The 14,312-nt window shown below is 68.8% G+C and carries 15 protein-coding genes; 6 read left to right on the forward strand and 9 right to left on the reverse strand.

Going from position 1 to position 14,312, the window contains the following annotated elements; all coding sequences use genetic code 11:
* Positions 1 to 72 precede the first annotated feature (72 nt).
* Positions 73 to 861, reverse strand: coding sequence for an IclR family transcriptional regulator (locus ACWDNU_RS42110; protein WP_449672962.1), 789 nt, complete (start codon positions 859 to 861; stop codon positions 73 to 75).
* Positions 862 to 1,011: 150 nt separating this feature from the next.
* Here ACWDNU_RS42110 and ACWDNU_RS42115 point away from each other — a divergent pair, with 150 nt between their 5' ends.
* A complete protein-coding gene (locus ACWDNU_RS42115; RefSeq protein ID WP_370936177.1) occupies positions 1,012 to 1,530 on the forward strand; it encodes a MarR family winged helix-turn-helix transcriptional regulator in 519 nt (172 codons plus the stop codon).
* Here the strand turns inward: ACWDNU_RS42115 and ACWDNU_RS42120 are convergent.
* The 3 genes from ACWDNU_RS42120 to ACWDNU_RS42130 all read right to left on the reverse strand — a co-directional run bounded on the left by ACWDNU_RS42120 (position 1,479) and on the right by ACWDNU_RS42130 (position 5,411).
* Positions 1,479 to 2,294 (reverse strand): SDR family oxidoreductase, encoded by an 816-nt coding sequence (locus ACWDNU_RS42120; protein ID WP_449672963.1) that lies wholly within the window; start codon positions 2,292 to 2,294, stop codon positions 1,479 to 1,481. The two genes, ACWDNU_RS42115 and ACWDNU_RS42120, sit on opposite strands and share 52 nt — an antisense overlap.
* Before the next feature lie 91 nt (positions 2,295 to 2,385).
* Positions 2,386 to 4,059, reverse strand: coding sequence for an aldehyde dehydrogenase family protein (locus ACWDNU_RS42125; protein WP_449672964.1), 1,674 nt, complete (start codon positions 4,057 to 4,059; stop codon positions 2,386 to 2,388).
* Positions 4,056 to 5,411, reverse strand: coding sequence for a flavin monoamine oxidase family protein (locus ACWDNU_RS42130; RefSeq protein WP_449672965.1), 1,356 nt, complete (start codon positions 5,409 to 5,411; stop codon positions 4,056 to 4,058). Before ACWDNU_RS42130 ends, ACWDNU_RS42125 begins: the two co-directional genes overlap by 4 nt.
* Positions 5,412 to 5,546: 135 nt before the next feature.
* Here ACWDNU_RS42130 and ACWDNU_RS42135 point away from each other — a divergent pair, with 135 nt between their 5' ends.
* The 4 genes from ACWDNU_RS42135 to ACWDNU_RS42150 all read left to right on the forward strand — a co-directional run bounded on the left by ACWDNU_RS42135 (position 5,547) and on the right by ACWDNU_RS42150 (position 9,479).
* Positions 5,547 to 6,176: a TetR/AcrR family transcriptional regulator gene (locus ACWDNU_RS42135; RefSeq protein WP_344286395.1), complete on the forward strand. Its 630-nt coding sequence runs from the start codon at positions 5,547 to 5,549 to the stop codon at positions 6,174 to 6,176.
* A gap of 105 nt (positions 6,177 to 6,281) precedes the next feature.
* Complete coding sequence (locus ACWDNU_RS42140; protein ID WP_449672966.1) at positions 6,282 to 7,718, forward strand: APC family permease; 1,437 nt, start codon at positions 6,282 to 6,284, stop codon at positions 7,716 to 7,718.
* The gene (locus ACWDNU_RS42145) at positions 7,702 to 9,015 is read left to right on the forward strand and encodes a flavin monoamine oxidase family protein (protein ID WP_449672967.1); all 1,314 of its coding nucleotides are present in this window, start codon (positions 7,702 to 7,704) and stop codon (positions 9,013 to 9,015) included. Before ACWDNU_RS42140 ends, ACWDNU_RS42145 begins: the two co-directional genes overlap by 17 nt.
* On the forward strand, positions 9,012 to 9,479 hold the full coding sequence (locus tag ACWDNU_RS42150) for a hypothetical protein (RefSeq protein WP_449672968.1): 468 nt from the start codon (positions 9,012 to 9,014) through the stop codon (positions 9,477 to 9,479). The genes ACWDNU_RS42145 and ACWDNU_RS42150 overlap by 4 nt, the downstream gene beginning before the upstream one ends.
* Positions 9,480 to 9,501: 22 nt before the next feature.
* Here the strand turns inward: ACWDNU_RS42150 and ACWDNU_RS42155 are convergent, their stop codons facing one another.
* Positions 9,502 to 10,257 (reverse strand): SDR family NAD(P)-dependent oxidoreductase, encoded by a 756-nt coding sequence (locus ACWDNU_RS42155; protein WP_449672969.1) that lies wholly within the window; start codon positions 10,255 to 10,257, stop codon positions 9,502 to 9,504.
* A 193-nt stretch (positions 10,258 to 10,450) separates the two neighbouring features.
* Between ACWDNU_RS42155 and ACWDNU_RS42160 the strand changes: the two genes are divergently transcribed.
* Positions 10,451 to 11,185 carry an SDR family NAD(P)-dependent oxidoreductase gene (locus ACWDNU_RS42160; RefSeq protein WP_449672970.1) on the forward strand — a complete coding sequence of 245 codons (735 nt, stop codon included), beginning with the start codon at positions 10,451 to 10,453 and terminating at the stop codon, positions 11,183 to 11,185.
* Positions 11,186 to 11,221: 36 nt separating this feature from the next.
* On the opposite strand, the gene ACWDNU_RS42165 is transcribed toward ACWDNU_RS42160, so the two are convergent.
* From ACWDNU_RS42165 to ACWDNU_RS42180, 4 genes are all read right to left on the reverse strand, one after another.
* Positions 11,222 to 12,046: an IclR family transcriptional regulator gene (locus ACWDNU_RS42165; protein WP_370936183.1), complete on the reverse strand. Its 825-nt coding sequence runs from the start codon at positions 12,044 to 12,046 to the stop codon at positions 11,222 to 11,224.
* 158 nt (positions 12,047 to 12,204) lie between these two features.
* Complete coding sequence (locus tag ACWDNU_RS42170; protein WP_449672971.1) at positions 12,205 to 12,468, reverse strand: ferredoxin; 264 nt, start codon at positions 12,466 to 12,468, stop codon at positions 12,205 to 12,207.
* Positions 12,465 to 13,610 carry a Rieske 2Fe-2S domain-containing protein gene (locus ACWDNU_RS42175; protein ID WP_449672972.1) on the reverse strand — a complete coding sequence of 382 codons (1,146 nt, stop codon included), beginning with the start codon at positions 13,608 to 13,610 and terminating at the stop codon, positions 12,465 to 12,467. Before ACWDNU_RS42175 ends, ACWDNU_RS42170 begins: the two co-directional genes overlap by 4 nt.
* Positions 13,611 to 13,699: 89 nt before the next feature.
* On the reverse strand, positions 13,700 to 14,086 hold the full coding sequence (locus ACWDNU_RS42180) for a nuclear transport factor 2 family protein (protein WP_449672973.1): 387 nt from the start codon (positions 14,084 to 14,086) through the stop codon (positions 13,700 to 13,702).
* Positions 14,087 to 14,312: the final 226 nt, after the last annotated feature.

Genomic DNA, 14,312 nt, shown 5'->3' on the forward strand with positions numbered 1-14,312 from the left:
GTGAGGCGTGGTACGTGAGGGGAACCCTGAGGGAATCAGATTCCCTCAGGGTTCCCCTCACGTACAACTGGCCTACCCAGTGAGGCGGTCCGGGGGCAGGAACGGCGCGATCTCCTTCGCCGCCTCAACCGCGAGCGCGCCCAACTCCGGAACCCGATCCTCCGGCAGCCGCACCGTAGGCACCTGGATCACCACAGCCGCCCGCGCCAGACCACGTTCGTCCAGCACCCCAGCCCCGACGCAGCGCACCCCGGCGACGTTCTCCTCATTGTCGATGCTGTACCCGCGATCGCGCGTCTCGGCCAGCTCCAGCGCGAGGGCGTCCCGGGTGGCGAGCGTGTGCGACGTCAACGCGGGCAATTCCGCCGGAAGGCTCGCGAGATAGGACTCCGCGTCGAGGGAATTGGCGAGCATCGCCTTGCCGGAAGCCGTGGCATACAACGGAAACCGCGCGCCGGGATGCTGCTCGAACCGCAACGGGAGCGTCGACTGCGCGCGCAGCAGCACCACCGACTCGGCACCCTCTCGAATCGTGATGTTGACCGACTCGCCGGTGTCCGCGTTGATCCGCTGGATGACCGGCAACGCCAGCTGCAGCCCGTGCACGCGCTGGGCGGCCTGGCCGAGCAGGATGGCGCCGGGGCCGAGGTGGTAGCTGTCGGTGCGGGGGTTGTGCGCGACGAGCCCGTCGGAGCTCAGCGCGCGCACGACCCGGTGCGTCGTGCCCGGCGTGAGGTCCAGTTTGCGGGCGATCGCGGACAGCGTGAGCTCCCCGTCCTCGTCCATGAGGAGCCGCAGGATGCCGAGCGCTCGGCGGATGGCCTGCGTTCCGGCTGGCGGCTGTGCTCCGGTCTGGTTCACCTGGGTTCCGTGTTCTCGCGCTGTCGGGTCAGGCCAGATTAACGCCTGCCGGGCCCGGCGCGGCGCAGCGCACCCGATCCGCGCGTCCGCCGGTCCCCGGCCCGTATCATCGGGAATCGTACGTTCCGCTAACGATGGGCAGGGGAAACGATGTCTGGTCCGTTGGTGCCGGGCGGGATCGGGGAGCACACCAGCTGTCTCCTGGTCAAGCTCGGCCAGGTCGCGTTCCGCCTCGCCGAGGACTGGCTGCACGGGCTGGGCCTGCGGGTCCGCCACTACAGCGTGCTGCAGGCGCTGGCCGACAACGGGCCGATGTCCCAGCTGTCGCTGGGGTCGTACCTGCGGATCGACCCGGCGACGATGGTCAGCAGCCTGGACGATCTCGAGTCGCTCGGGCTGGCCGCGCGCGCCCGCGATCCCGAGGACCGGCGGCGCTACGTCGTCGACCTCAGCGACGCGGGCCGGGAGACGCTGCGCAAGGCGAACACGGTGCTGGCCGACCTCGACCGGCACGTGCTCAGCGACCTTCCGCAGCGTTCCCACGATTCCCTGCACAAGCTGCTCGCCAAAATGAACGAGGGCGCCGTGCTGCCGGGGGAGTTCGACCGGATGCGGGATCAGACCGGGTCGACGAAAATGTCCAGCGCCAGTTCGCCGTCCCCGCGCTGATAGCCGGACAGATCCGTGACGCCCTCGGCGGCGAGCACCTCGTCGTCGATGAAGAGGTTTCCGGTGCATTCGCGGGACGGCCGGGTGAGGATCGCGTACGCGGCGTCGGCCACGATTGACGGCGTGCGCGCTTGGTTCTCGCCGCCGATGATGTTGCGTACCGCGGCGGTGTCGATCAGCGTGCGCGGCCACAGCGAATTCGCTGCGATCCCGTCCGCTTTGAGTTCCTCGGCGAGGCCGACCGTGCAGAGGCTCATCCCGTACTTGGAAAGCGTGTAGCCCAGGTGCGCCCCGATCCACTCGGGGGAGAGGTTCAGCGGCGGCGACAGCGTCAGGATGTGCGCGTTCGCGGCCTTGCGCAGGTGCGGGATCGCCGCCTTGCTGAGCAAGAACGTGCCTCGGGTGTTGATGTCCTGCATGAGGTCGTAGCGCTTCATCGAGAGCGCTTCGGTGCCGGACCGGTCGAGCGCGCTCGCGTTGTTCACGACGATGTCGATGCCGCCGAACTGCTCCGCCGCCGCTTCGGCCGCGGAGAGGACGTCGTCCTCGGACCGCACGTCGCCGACGATCGGCAGCGCCTGGCCGCCGGCCGTTTCGATCTCCTTCGCGGCGGTGTAGACGGTGCCTTCGAGCTTCGGATGCGGTTCGGCGGTCTTCGCGAGCAGGACGACGTTCGCCCCGTCGCGCGCCGCGCGGGTCGCGATGGCCAGGCCGATGCCGCGGCTGCCGCCGGACATCAGGACGGTCTTTCCGGCGAGAGTCATGGCCGGGTCCTTTCGGGTGGGCGGATATCGTGAGCGCAACATACCATTAGTGGTGCATATGATTTAAGAGGCAAATCCTCACGTCAGGACGCTAGCCCCGGAGCGCGGACGCGAAGATCCCGGGCAGCTTGGACCAGCCGGGGCGGCCGGCGAACGCGGCCAGGCGGCGTCCGGTGACCCGCGCCGTGCGGTTGGTGACGAACCACGGCGGGCGGGGCGAGATCGCGAGCTGCCCGGTGGCGATCGACCGGGGGAACGGCCGAAACGGCCCGTGCACGACGGTCCGTTCGACGTGGTCGAGCAGCAGCGCGTTGTGCACTACGCCGATCCCGCTCTGGACGTCGGTGAGCGGATGCCCGGGAAACGCGCCCCACGAGGCGCGGGCGGTCAGGTAGCCGACGCCGGTCCACGCGTTGATCGCGATGGTGCCGTACCGCAGGCGCGTGATCGCCTCGGCGAAGCTGCTGCCCAGACGCCGTTCCGTCCGCGGGTGGAGCACGATGTTCGCGCCCAGCGTCCCGGCCAGCTTCTCGTTCGCGAAGTCGACGGCTCGGTCGAGGAACTGCCGCGGATCTCCTGGAAGCTGCGTGACCGCCAGGACCGGGCCGAAGTACTCCTCGGTGAAAGCGACGTCGCCGTCCGCGGGCACGTCGAGGAGAAGCCGGCCTTCCCAGCGTTCCGCGGCCGGGTGCTCGGCGAGCGCGGCCTCGCAGCGGGTGCCGCTGCCCGGATAGTAGGGAGTGCGTTTCCTGGCCGCGGCATACGCTTTGCGCAGCGCGGCGAGGAAAGCGTCTTTCTGTTCCCAATCGCTGCTGAGCACCAGGACTTGCGACGCGACGCAGTTGTACCCGTTGTTGTGCAGCTTCTGCGTGACGACGTGTTCGGCCTGGAACGCCAAATCCCGGGCGGACCAGCGGCCCGGAACGACGATCGTCGGCGACACCCCGCCGAGTTCGCTGGTGATCGGCTTGTCCAGCCGGACGGTCCGGCGGTCTTCGCCCGGCCCGAACACGATGGCGTCGTGGGACTTGATGCTGCCGGTGATGTGCACGTGGCCGATGCCGGGATGGTCGACGGCCGCCGCGCCGACGTCCGCGCCGCCGGTGACGATGCGGACCAGGCCGCGTTCGATCAAGGCCGCGAAGACCTTCTCGAGGACCGGCAGGAGCGGATCGGTGATCGGGTTCAGCTTGAGCAGGACAACCCGGTTGTGGGCGAACAATTCGTACAGCGTGTCCAGCGGTGCGATGGAAAAGATGTTCCCGGCGCCGAGCACGACACCGACGCCGCCGGTCTTCGCCGGGTCTCGCTGGGCCAGTCCGGCGGCGTCGGCGAATTGCTTCGCGGACACGTCCGGCCGCGACCAGACCTCGGCGGTGAAACCGTTGAGCAGCAAGCGATCGAAGATCCCGTGGGGGAGAACCCGGACCGTCGTCCGGCCGTCCGGGGCGGCGGAAAGCCGGAAGCCGTCGAGCGGACTCCGCCCGGCACGCAGCGCTTCAAGCGTCTCCGAGAGCGCGCCGATGCTGCTGAGCACCGCGTACGGTCCGCTGATCCATTCCTCGCCGGCCAACGGGGAATCGGTCGGCAATCCCTTGATCCCGCAGGCGATCTCGACCCATTCCTGAGCATGCTCCTGGAGCGCGGACGACGTCGCGGCGAGCAGATCGAGCCGGTCGCCGAGAGAAAGCCGGGCCCAGGTCCGCTCGCCCTGGCGGAGTTCCTCGACGAGACCGTCGAGCCGCGCGGCGTCCAAGGTTTTCACGACTCCTGCTCCGCGAGCACCTCGGCGGCGGCGCGACGGCCGGACCGGACCGCGCCGTCCATGTAGCCGTTCCACACCTCGGCGGTTTCCGCGCCCGCCCAATGGATCCGGCCGATCGGCTCGGCCAGTGCCGCGCCGTATTGCGTCCACACGCCCGCGCCGAGCCGTCCGCCGTAGCAGCCGCGGGTGTACTCCTCGTCCATCCAGTTCTGCTCGACGTAATCGATCGGCTCGGCCGCCCGCGGGCCGAACAGTTTCGTGAGCGTCACGACGGCGGCGCTGCGACGGTCTTCCGCGCTCATCCGCGCCGCGCTGCGAGCGTGCGCGCCTTCGAAGAAGCCGACCAGGACGCCGCAGGAGGCGTCCGGCGGCGAGTTGTCGAGCGTGACGCTGAGCTGGTCGTCGAGGCTGAACGCGAAACCGTTCAGTCCGTCCTCGCGCCAGAACGGAGTCGGGTACGCGACCTGGATCTTGATGACCGACCCCATCGGGATCTGCTGGGTGAGGCCGTCGCGCGAACCGGCGAGCGCGGGCTGATAGGTCAGGCGTCCGGCCAGGGTCGGCGGGATCGCGACGATGACGTGCCGCGCAGTGACCGAACCGCCGTCGTAGTGCACCTCCACGCCGTCGCTGTGGTGGCTGATCGTGCGGACCGGGCTGCTGAGCCGGACCGTTCCCTCGCCGAGCTCGGCGGCGAGCCGCTCGGAGATCTGGTGCGTGCCGCCGACGACGCGCAGTTCCTGGGCGCCGCCGGTCGTGCCGACGAGGATGTCGAGCAGACCGCCCGATTTGATGTAGAAAAGGAAGTGCAGCAAGGCCATTTCGGACGCTTCGGCGGAGAAGAGCGCAGGCACGACGGCGTCCCAGAACGCCAGCGCCTCGGCGTTGTCCGTGTTGGCGCGCAACCATTCCGCCAGGGTTTGCCGGTCCAGTTCGCCAGCGCCGGGGGACAGCCACGGCGAGGACAGCGACACAGTCTCCGCGATCGCTTCCAGCTCCGCTTGCATGCGGCCCACTTCGATCGCCGCCGCCTCGGAAAGCCCGAAGGTTTCGTCCTCGTACTGGGTGCGAGTCCCGTTGTAGAGCGTGACCGCCGCGCCCTTGTCGTAGGTCGCGTACGTCTCCAGCCCGAGTTCTCGGACGAGCGCGAGCACCTCGGTCTGGGTTTGGCCGATCCACTGGCCGCCCAGCTCGACCGGCACGCCGTTCGCCAGCTCGCCGCCGAGATTCCGGCCCGCGACGCGGTCCCTCGCCTCCAGCACGAGCACGCTCCGGCCGGCCGCCTTCAGCGCCTTGGCCGCGCACAGGCCGGCGAGCCCGGCTCCGACCACCGCCACGTCACAGTCCGTCATATCTCCACCTTGAGATCTCGGTCGGTTGTCCGACTTTAAAGTAGGCACCGGAGGCCGGACGTGCAAGAGTGGTGCCGGGAATTCCCGGACGCCCGGCCGTCCGGGGCGCACGACCGAGCGGGGAGCAGGAGTCCAGTGGCCTACGTCAAGGCAGCAGAACGCGAGCAGCAGATCGTCGGCGCGGCGGTCAACGTCCTGAGCGAGGTGGGCGTGCCCGCCACGACCCTGCGCGCCGTCGCCGCGGAGGCGGGCATCTCGCTGGGCACGCTGCACTACGTGTTCCCGTCGAAGGACCTGCTGCTGCAGTCCGTGCTGACGACCGTCATCGACGAGATCGCCGCGACCCTGCGCGCGGGCCTCGAACTGGACAAAGGCGTCGAGCACGCCCTGCGCGCCGGCGTCCTGAACTTCTGGAACCGCCTGGTGGAAAGCCGCCTCGGCCTGCAGATCATGCAGTACGAACTGGCCACCTACTCGCTGCGCGCCGAGGGTGCGGGCGGGCTCGCGCACCTGCAGTACGAGCGGTACACGACGCTGGTCACCCGGTTCTGCGAGCAGGCCGCGCAGGCGGCGGGGGAGCGCTGCGCGGTCGGCTTCGACGTGCTCGGCCGGATCAGCCTCGCGGTCGTCGACGGGCTGATCCTGCAGCACGTCGCGAACCCCGACTCCGAGCGGTCGCACCGCGACCTGAACCACGCGCTCGACATGCTCGTCATGCTCGCCGACCCGCAGCCGGTGGCCAGGGTCCGCGGCGCCGCGAAATAACCCGTTCCGGCGGAGAGTGTTGCTTCGCCCCGACCGCTGACCTACTGTTCTCGGACGGACGTCCGACTTTCCAGTCCGATCCGGTCCCCCGAGGACGGTGCCGCCATGAACTCCAGCCTTCCGCCCGGCGCTGCCGACGAGCAGCTCGAAAAGGGCGCACTCAGCACCACCGACATCGTGTTCTTCGTGCTCGCCGGCGTCGCGCCGATGGGCGTGGTCGTCGCAGTCCTGTCGTTGTCCGTCGCCCTCGGCAACGGCCCGGGGGTGCCCGGGACCTACCTCATCGCCGGAGTGGTCCTGGCGCTGTTCGCGACGGGTTACGTCCAGATGAGCCGCCGCATCACCAACACCGGCGGCTTCTACACCTATGCCAGGGAGGGGCTCGGCAAAGCCGCCGGCGGCGCCGCGGCCTGCCTGGCGCTGGTCACCTACAACGCCGGAACGATCGGCATTTTCGGTTCGCTGGCGTATTTCTCCGACGTCGTCGCCGGGCAGTTCGGCCTGCACCTCGGCTGGGCGACCTGGGCGGTGGTCGCCCTCGCGGCGGTCGCGGCATTGTCCTACTTCGAGGTCACGCTGAGCGCGAAAGCGCTGGCGGTGCTGCTCGCGGCGGAAGTGCTGGTGCTGCTCGCCTTCGACGTCGCCGTCCTGGTCCACAATGGATTCCACGGCTTCTCGCTCAGCGTGTTCCGGCCGAGCGTCGTGTTCGGCGGCGGCTTCGGGATCAGCCTGATGCTCGCGTTCGGCTCGTTCGCCGGTTTCGAAGCGACCGCGCTGTACGGCGAAGAAGCCAAGAACCCGCGGCGCAGCGTGCCGCGCGCGACTTACCTCGCGCTGGGTGCGATCACGATCTTCTATTTGCTGACCATGTGGGCGGCCATCACCTCCTACGGTTTCTCGAACGCGAAAGCCGCGGCGCAGGCGGATCCGGAGAACTTCATGTTCAAGGCGATGGCGTCGACGCTCTCCCAGAGCATGTCCGACGTGATGGCCGTTCTCGTGGTGACGAGTCTTTTCGCGGCGTTCCTTGCCTTTCATTGCAATACGGCCAGGTATCAGTTCGCGCTCGCCCGCGCCGGTCTGCTGCCGCACTGGCTCACGCGCACGCATCCGCGTTACGGCTCGCCGGTCGCTGCGAGTGCGTCGCAGCTGTTTCTCGTCGCTCTTGTGACTGCGGCCTTTGGCCTGGCGGGCAAGGATCCTTATCTCGGCATGGGAGTCAGCCTGTTCGGATTCGGCGTGCTCGGCATCGTGGTGCTTCAAGCCGTCGCCGCGGCGTCGATCGTCGGGTTCTTCCTTCGTCGCCGCGAGGGCGAACCCGTTCTGCTCGCCATTGTCGCGCCCGCGCTCGGCGGTATCGGACTGGTGGTGGGACTCGTTTACATGATCACGAACTACTCGGTGTTGGCCGCGGGCTCGGTGAAACAACTGGACTACCTGCCGTGGCTGCTTCCGATCGCCGCCGTGCTCGGTGCGGCAGTCGCCGTGACGCGACACCGCAATGAGTCCGTTCGGAGGGAACAGAATGACGTCGTCGCCTGAAACCGCCGTGGCGATCGTCGGGGCCGGAATGGCCGGGCTGGTCGCGGCCCGCGACCTGCACCGCGCCGGGATCGACGTCGTCGTGCTTGAATCCGCCGGCCGAGTGGGCGGCCGTGTCCTGTCGGAGACCTCCGCGCTGGGGTCCCGGCTGGACCTCGGCGGCCAGTGGATCGGCCACGGCCACCATCGGTTCGAAACATTGGCGAAGGAACTCGGCGGGACCGTCTTCCCCATGCACACGCCAAAACACCCCGTCGTGGTCGACGATGCCAAGTCCGTGCCGAGCTCTACGATGGCCGCGGCGAACCTGGCGCTGGCCGTGTGGGAACTGCGGGCGAAGCTCGGCGCCCCCGCGAAGTGGGAGCACACGACGGTGGGGCAGTGGATCGCCAAGTCGCCCGGACGGCGTTCGCGACGGGTCCTCGAAGCCCTCGTCGCGGCGTCGAGCTGCGCCGACCTCGACCTCCTGACGATGCACGCGTTCGCCTCGATGATCCGGCACCAAGGCGGGCTGGCCGCGATGATGGCGACCAAGGGCGGCGCGCAGGACAGCCTCCTGGCCGAGGGCGCCGGAACGCTCGCGGAGCGGTTGGCCGCTGAACTGGGCAGCCGGGTGCGGACGGACAGCCGGGTGACCGCCGTGCGTTCCGCGGCAGGCGGCGTAACTGTGGAGACGCTGTCCGGCGTGGTTTCGGCAAGGAAGGCGATCGTCACTGTCCCGCCGCCGACCGCCGCGCGGATCGCATTCGACCCGCCGCTCCCGCCCGCCCGCGCGCGGCTGGCGGAGAACATGTATCTGGGCTCGGTGTACAAAGCGATCGCGGTTTACGAACGTCCGTTTTGGCGGGATCGGAACGAGGCCGAACTCGTCGTCCTCGACAAGCCCTCCTCGGTCACCTTCGACACCTCGCCGCCCGGCGGCCCGGGACACCTGTGCGTGCTGATCGGCGGCAGCCCAGCGCGCGAACTTGACGCGCTGACCCCGGACGAACGGCGTGACCTGGTCCTAGGCCCGCTCGCCGCACGGCTGGGCGCGGAAGTCCTGTCACCGGCGAGCTTTCATGAAAAGGCCTGGCACCTGGACGACCACGCCGGCGGCGGCTACTCCGCCCTCCCGAAACCCGGCAGCCGCGACGGCTACTTCCCGATCCCCGCCGACCCGATCGGCCACGTGCACTGGGCGGGCGCCGAGACCGCCGCCGAACACGCCGGATACATCGAAGGCGCACTCGAATCCGGCCAGCGGGTGGCGCGCGAAGTCGCCGCTGTGCTCGACGATCGAGGAGTGGAATCGTGAAATTCACCGACTTCGAGGACGGCTTCCGTTTCGAGCTGGCGAACCGCGAGTTCGCGCGGATCTCGATGTCGCTGCTCGCCACCCGCGCCGCCGGGCACGAGCTTGGCCCGTTCTTCGCGGGCTACGCCCGGTTGGAGGCTTTCAGCGCGCCTCGGTACCGGGCCGCCGCGGAGCGCCTGTCGATCCGCTATCAGCCGAGTCCGCGGACGCGCTTGCGGGGCTGGCTCACCGGGCACACCCCGAAACCCTTGCTGCGCGAACTGCTGCGAATCGCGTACCCGAGGACGGTCGAGTACGCGGAAGACCTCCGTATCCTGGCCTCGTCCGGCCCGCCGGGGGATTTCCTGGAGTATCTGGTGCGGCAGGAGGACTTGCAGGTGGGGATGATGCACGCGGCGCTGATCGGGAAGGCCCGCGACGTGCCCGGGATGGTCGAGGAGTTCATCGGCGGCCGGGAGAGCTAGACCGGCTGCGGGCCCGTGGCGATCAGACGCCGTAGCCGCCGTCCACGTCGAGCTTCTGCCCGCTGATGAACCCGGCCCGGTCCGATGCCAGGAAACACACCGCCTCCGCGACGTCCTGCGCACCGCCGAAGGTGCGCAACGGGATGGCGCTCCGGGCCGCCGCAAGGGCGCGCTCGTCGAGGTCGCCACGCGCCATCAGGTCCGCGGCCATGCCGTCGGTCAGCATCCCCGGCCCGACGCAGTTGACGCGGACGCCGAACCTGCCTTCCTCGGCGGCGAGGGCCCGGGCGGTCGCTTCGATCGCGCCCTTGGGACCGGCGGAAAGACCGTCGCGGACCGGGTAACGCCGGGTCGCCGCGGTGGTGACCGCCACGATCGAACCCTTGCTGGCTCGCAGCGCGGGCAATGCCGGGCGGACGAGGTTGAAGAAGGCAGCTGCTTCCGCGGCGAGGTGCCTGCCGAAGTCTTCGGGGTCCACTGTGGATAGATGCTGTTGCGGGACGAGCGGTCCAGCGGCGTGGACGAGGGTGTGGATCGCTCCGAAACGTTCGACCACGCTGTCGACGTACGCCTTGCTCTGCGCGGGATCCGTGAGGTCGAGAGAATCGGCCGTCGCGCCGAGTTCGACTGCCAATTTGTCCGCTGCTTCGTGATTGCTGCGGTAAGTGAAGGCGATCGCGCAGCCGCGTTCGGCGAGGGTCCGGCAGATCGCGGCGCCCAGCCCTCCAGTGCCTCCGGTCACGACCGCGACGCCCGGCTTGCCGTCGAAATCCTTCAAGGGCCGTCTTCTTCCATCAGGCGTGACAAAGCAAGCGCTTGGTGGAGTCTACGAGCCCGCGCCGTGGTGGTCAACTCAAGGAGGTGTCCGCTCAGCCGACGCATGCACTCCGCTCTTCCTTCCGGCGAAGGTACCTTCGCCGCGACCGAGCGCCTGCTGGAAAGGCGTACTCCGAGCCGAGGGAAGTGGAACGTTGACTGATCAGCTGGTGGAGCTGCGGGACAAGGTCGTGTTCGTCACCGGCGCCGCGCAGGGGCAAGGAGCTGAGCATGCCCGGACAGCAGCGCGGTTAGGCGCACGCGTCGTGCTGGCCGACCTGGACGATACCGCCGCGGTGGCGGCAGAGATCGACGGCGAGACGCTCTCCGTCGGATTGGACGTGCGCAGCAAGGAAAACTGGGCTGCCGCGATGGAACGTGTGCGCGCCGAGTTCGGCCGGATCGACGTGCTCGTCAACAATGCTGGGTTCTACCGCAAGGCACCGTTGGAGAGCTTCGAGGAAGACCACCTCGCGCAAACCTTGGGCGTCAACTTGATCGGGCCGGTTCTCGGGATGCAGGCCGTGCTGCCGTTGATGCGCGAACGCGGTGGTTCGATCATCAACGTCGCCTCGACCGCGGGGTTGACGGGTTTCGCGGGCGGGCTGGGATACAGCGCCTCGAAATGGGGACTGCGCGGCGCGAGCAAATCCGCGGCGAAGGAGCTTGGCGAGTTCGGCATCCGGGTCAACTGTGTCTGCCCGGGCGCGATCGACACGCAGATGATCTCCGAAACGACCCGCGCGGGCGGCGGCGCGGTGGCGGGCCAGCCGATCCCGCGTCCCGGCACGACGGCTGAGGTGGCCGCGTTGGTGGCCTTCCTCGCCAGCGACGCCAGCAGTTACTGCACCGGACAGGACTTCGTGATCGACGGCGGCCAAACTGCCTGACGACCAGGCTGGCCGGCCCTCCGCAACGAGGGCCGGCTAACCGGCGGCAGGCCCGCCATTGGCCAGCTGCAGCTCAACCGCAGGAAGCTCCGGAACCGCCCGAGGACGCAGCGTGGGGACCCCGTTGGCGACCCGCCACACGGTAGCGGCGGCATTGCGCACCTCGGTGATCGTGGAGACCAGATCGAGCGCCCGGGTCGGCCCGCACACCGACAGCGCGAAGTGCCCATCGTCGTCCATCGTGGTGATCGGAGCGGCCACGACAGTCACGCCGTGATGAGTGCCCTGCGCATCCACCGCCACACCTCCGCGGTCGCGGACCCGGGCGAGATCGCGCAGGAGCTGGCTGCGCGACTGGATGGAGTACTGGGTGGGCGCGTGGCCGAAATGCAGTTCGGGCCAATGATCGGGGGACAGGGTGGCGAGCAGCGCCCGGCCGGGGGCGGTCAGCGGGACCGGCTGCCGGGCTCCGGCGCTCCATTGCCCGGAGGCGGACGGCCACGAGCCGATCCGTTCGAGGTGCATGATCTCGGAGCCGACCAGCATGCTCAGGTACACCGTCAGGCCGCTGCGGCGATGCAGTTCGGCCATCACCGCGACGGCGGCGCGGGGGACGGTGCGCCGGCGGGTGAACTGCGAGCCGAGTTCGAACATCCGCACGCCGAGCGTGTAGGTGAACTCCTTGCGCTCCACCCAGCCGAGTTCGACCAGCCGCTGCAGGATCCGGTGCGCCGACGACCGCGGCACGTGGGAGCGGCGGGCGAGCTCGGCCAGGGTCAGCGGCCGTTCGCCCACGAAAGACTCCAGCAGCGACGCGACGCGGTCGATCATCGCCGCGGGGGCTTCCTCGATGTGCGCCATTGCAACACCACCTCCAGAGACTGCGTGTGTCAGATTGAGACTACCTGTCAGAATCTGACACATCGGAGTGTAGGCGCATCGACGCTCGGCTGTAAACCGGCTCGCGGACAGAGAAGTGCGCCGTGTCCGGGCAAACCGGGCACGGCGCACCTGCGCGGTCACACTGTCTGGACGATTCGAAGCCGTCCGGCGGCGACTTCGGCCTCGAGGGACTCCTTGAGCCGCGAGCATCCGGCCAGCGCGGGTCCCGGCATCGGCGACGCGCCGAGTTCCGCGCAGGCTTCGACGGCCTCGGCGTTCCACTGCAGGCTCGTCTGGTGCACGGTGCTCTTGCGCGCCAGCAGTCGCGCCGCGCAGTGCTGGCACCGCAGCGGCTGCATCGGCACGTCGTCGAGCCGGTTGTCGGTCCTGAGTTCGCTCACGGCGCGGTCTCCGTCGGCTTGGCCTGCCGGGCGATGTTGGCCGCCACCTCGTCGTGCCACGCCTGCGTCGGCCGGGTGAGATCCAGTTCGTACTCGAACCGGTCGACCATCTCCGGCCGGATGTCCGCGACGTCGACGTAGAACTGCTCGTACCAGCGGCGCAGCTGGTACACCGGCCCGTCCTCCTCGCACAGCAGCGGGTTGTCGATCCGGGCCTTGTTCTTCCAGATCTCGACGTCCTGCTCGAAGCCGACCTTGATGTAGTCGCCGAGCGCGATCGCCGACGCCATCGCCGCGTCCTCCGGCAGCGAAGCCGACTTCTTGACGATGATCCCGTACTGCAGCACGAACGAATCCGCCGAGATCGGGTAGTGGCAGTTGAGCAGCACCGTGTGGTGATCGCCGAATTCGTAGTGATACGTCAGGTCGTCGATCATGAACGACGGGCCGTAATACGACGCGACGGACGTGGTGCCGAGCATTTTCGGCTGTCCCTCGGGCGCGGGGTAGTCGTCGCGGGCGTCGCCGTTCATGTACTGGGTCGCGACGTGCCCCTCGAAGACGTTCTTGAAGTACGTCGGCAGCGATCCGTGCACATAAAAGAAATGCGCCATGTCGACGACGTTGTCGATGATCTCGCGGCAGTTGGTGTTCACGACGGTCGTGTACCAGTGCCAGTCGGTCCACTCGTCGCTTTCCGCGCCCTCGATGCGCGGGATGGCGACCTCCTCGGTCGGCTTCTTGCCCTCCGGGTCGTGCCAGACGAACAGCAAGCCGTCCTGTTCCAAGGTGGTCCACGCGCGGGTGCGGGCGAGCAGGGGGACGCGTTTGCTGTACGGGATCTGCTTGCACCGGCCGTCGCCGCCCCAGCGCCAGTCGTGGAACGGGCAGGCGATCTCGTCGCCCTTGACCTCGCCCTGCGACAGGTCGCCGCCGAGGTGCCGGCAGTAGGAATCGAGGATATTGATCTTTCCGCTCTCCCCGCGGAACACCACGAGTTTCGTGCCGAAGGCGTGCACGGTGTGCGGTTTCCCGTCGCCGAAATCGCGGACGAGACCGAGGCAATGCCAGCCGCGGGCGAAGCGGGACGGCGCCGAATCCGCTTCGATCAGGCGGATCTCGTCCGGTTGCAGAGAAGTCATCGCGCTCTCCTGAAAAGGGTAGGTGGGGAGCTGTCAGTCCGGTGCGTTCCGGTTTTAACAAGCGCCGGGGCCATGAACCCGGTCACAGTTCACTGACTGGAACGCCGGTGGTGCACGACGTCGGCGGGGCTCCAGATCGCCCGCATGCTCGTGATCCGGCCGCGTTCGTCGAACGTCATGACGTCGATCGGCTCGATCGAGCTGACGAACTCCTCGGTCGTGGTGATCACGCGCAGGTGGAAGGCCGCCGTGTCGCCGGACGCGCGGACGGTCAGCAGTTCGGCGGTGAGGGCGAGGCCGTCGAGTTCGCTGTAGAACGCGGCGATGGCTTCGCGGCCTTTGCGGACAGCGCTGCCCGTGGGGTCTTCGACGGTGGCGTCCTCGGCGTAAAGCTCGGCGATCTTGGCCGCGTCGCCCGCTTCGAGCCGGCGCGCGTACTCCGCGACGGTCTGGGTGATCTTGTCGATGGTCAGCATGCGGGGGATGCAAGCACAGCCGGGGCCGGGAAAAAGCCCGAGCAACCGCTTGGTGGGAAGCGACCGGTCTCCCAGTCAGCGAAACGCCCCCGCCTCGCCGCCCTTTCCCCGCCCTACCGTTCCCCGGGACCGCCCGCGCTGAGGTACGTGAGGGGAACCCTGAGGGAATCAGATTCCCTCAGGGTTCCCCTCACGTACCGGGGCGGCGGGTTGGGCGACGAGGACC

Source organism: Amycolatopsis sp. NPDC003676 (assembly GCF_053587275.1).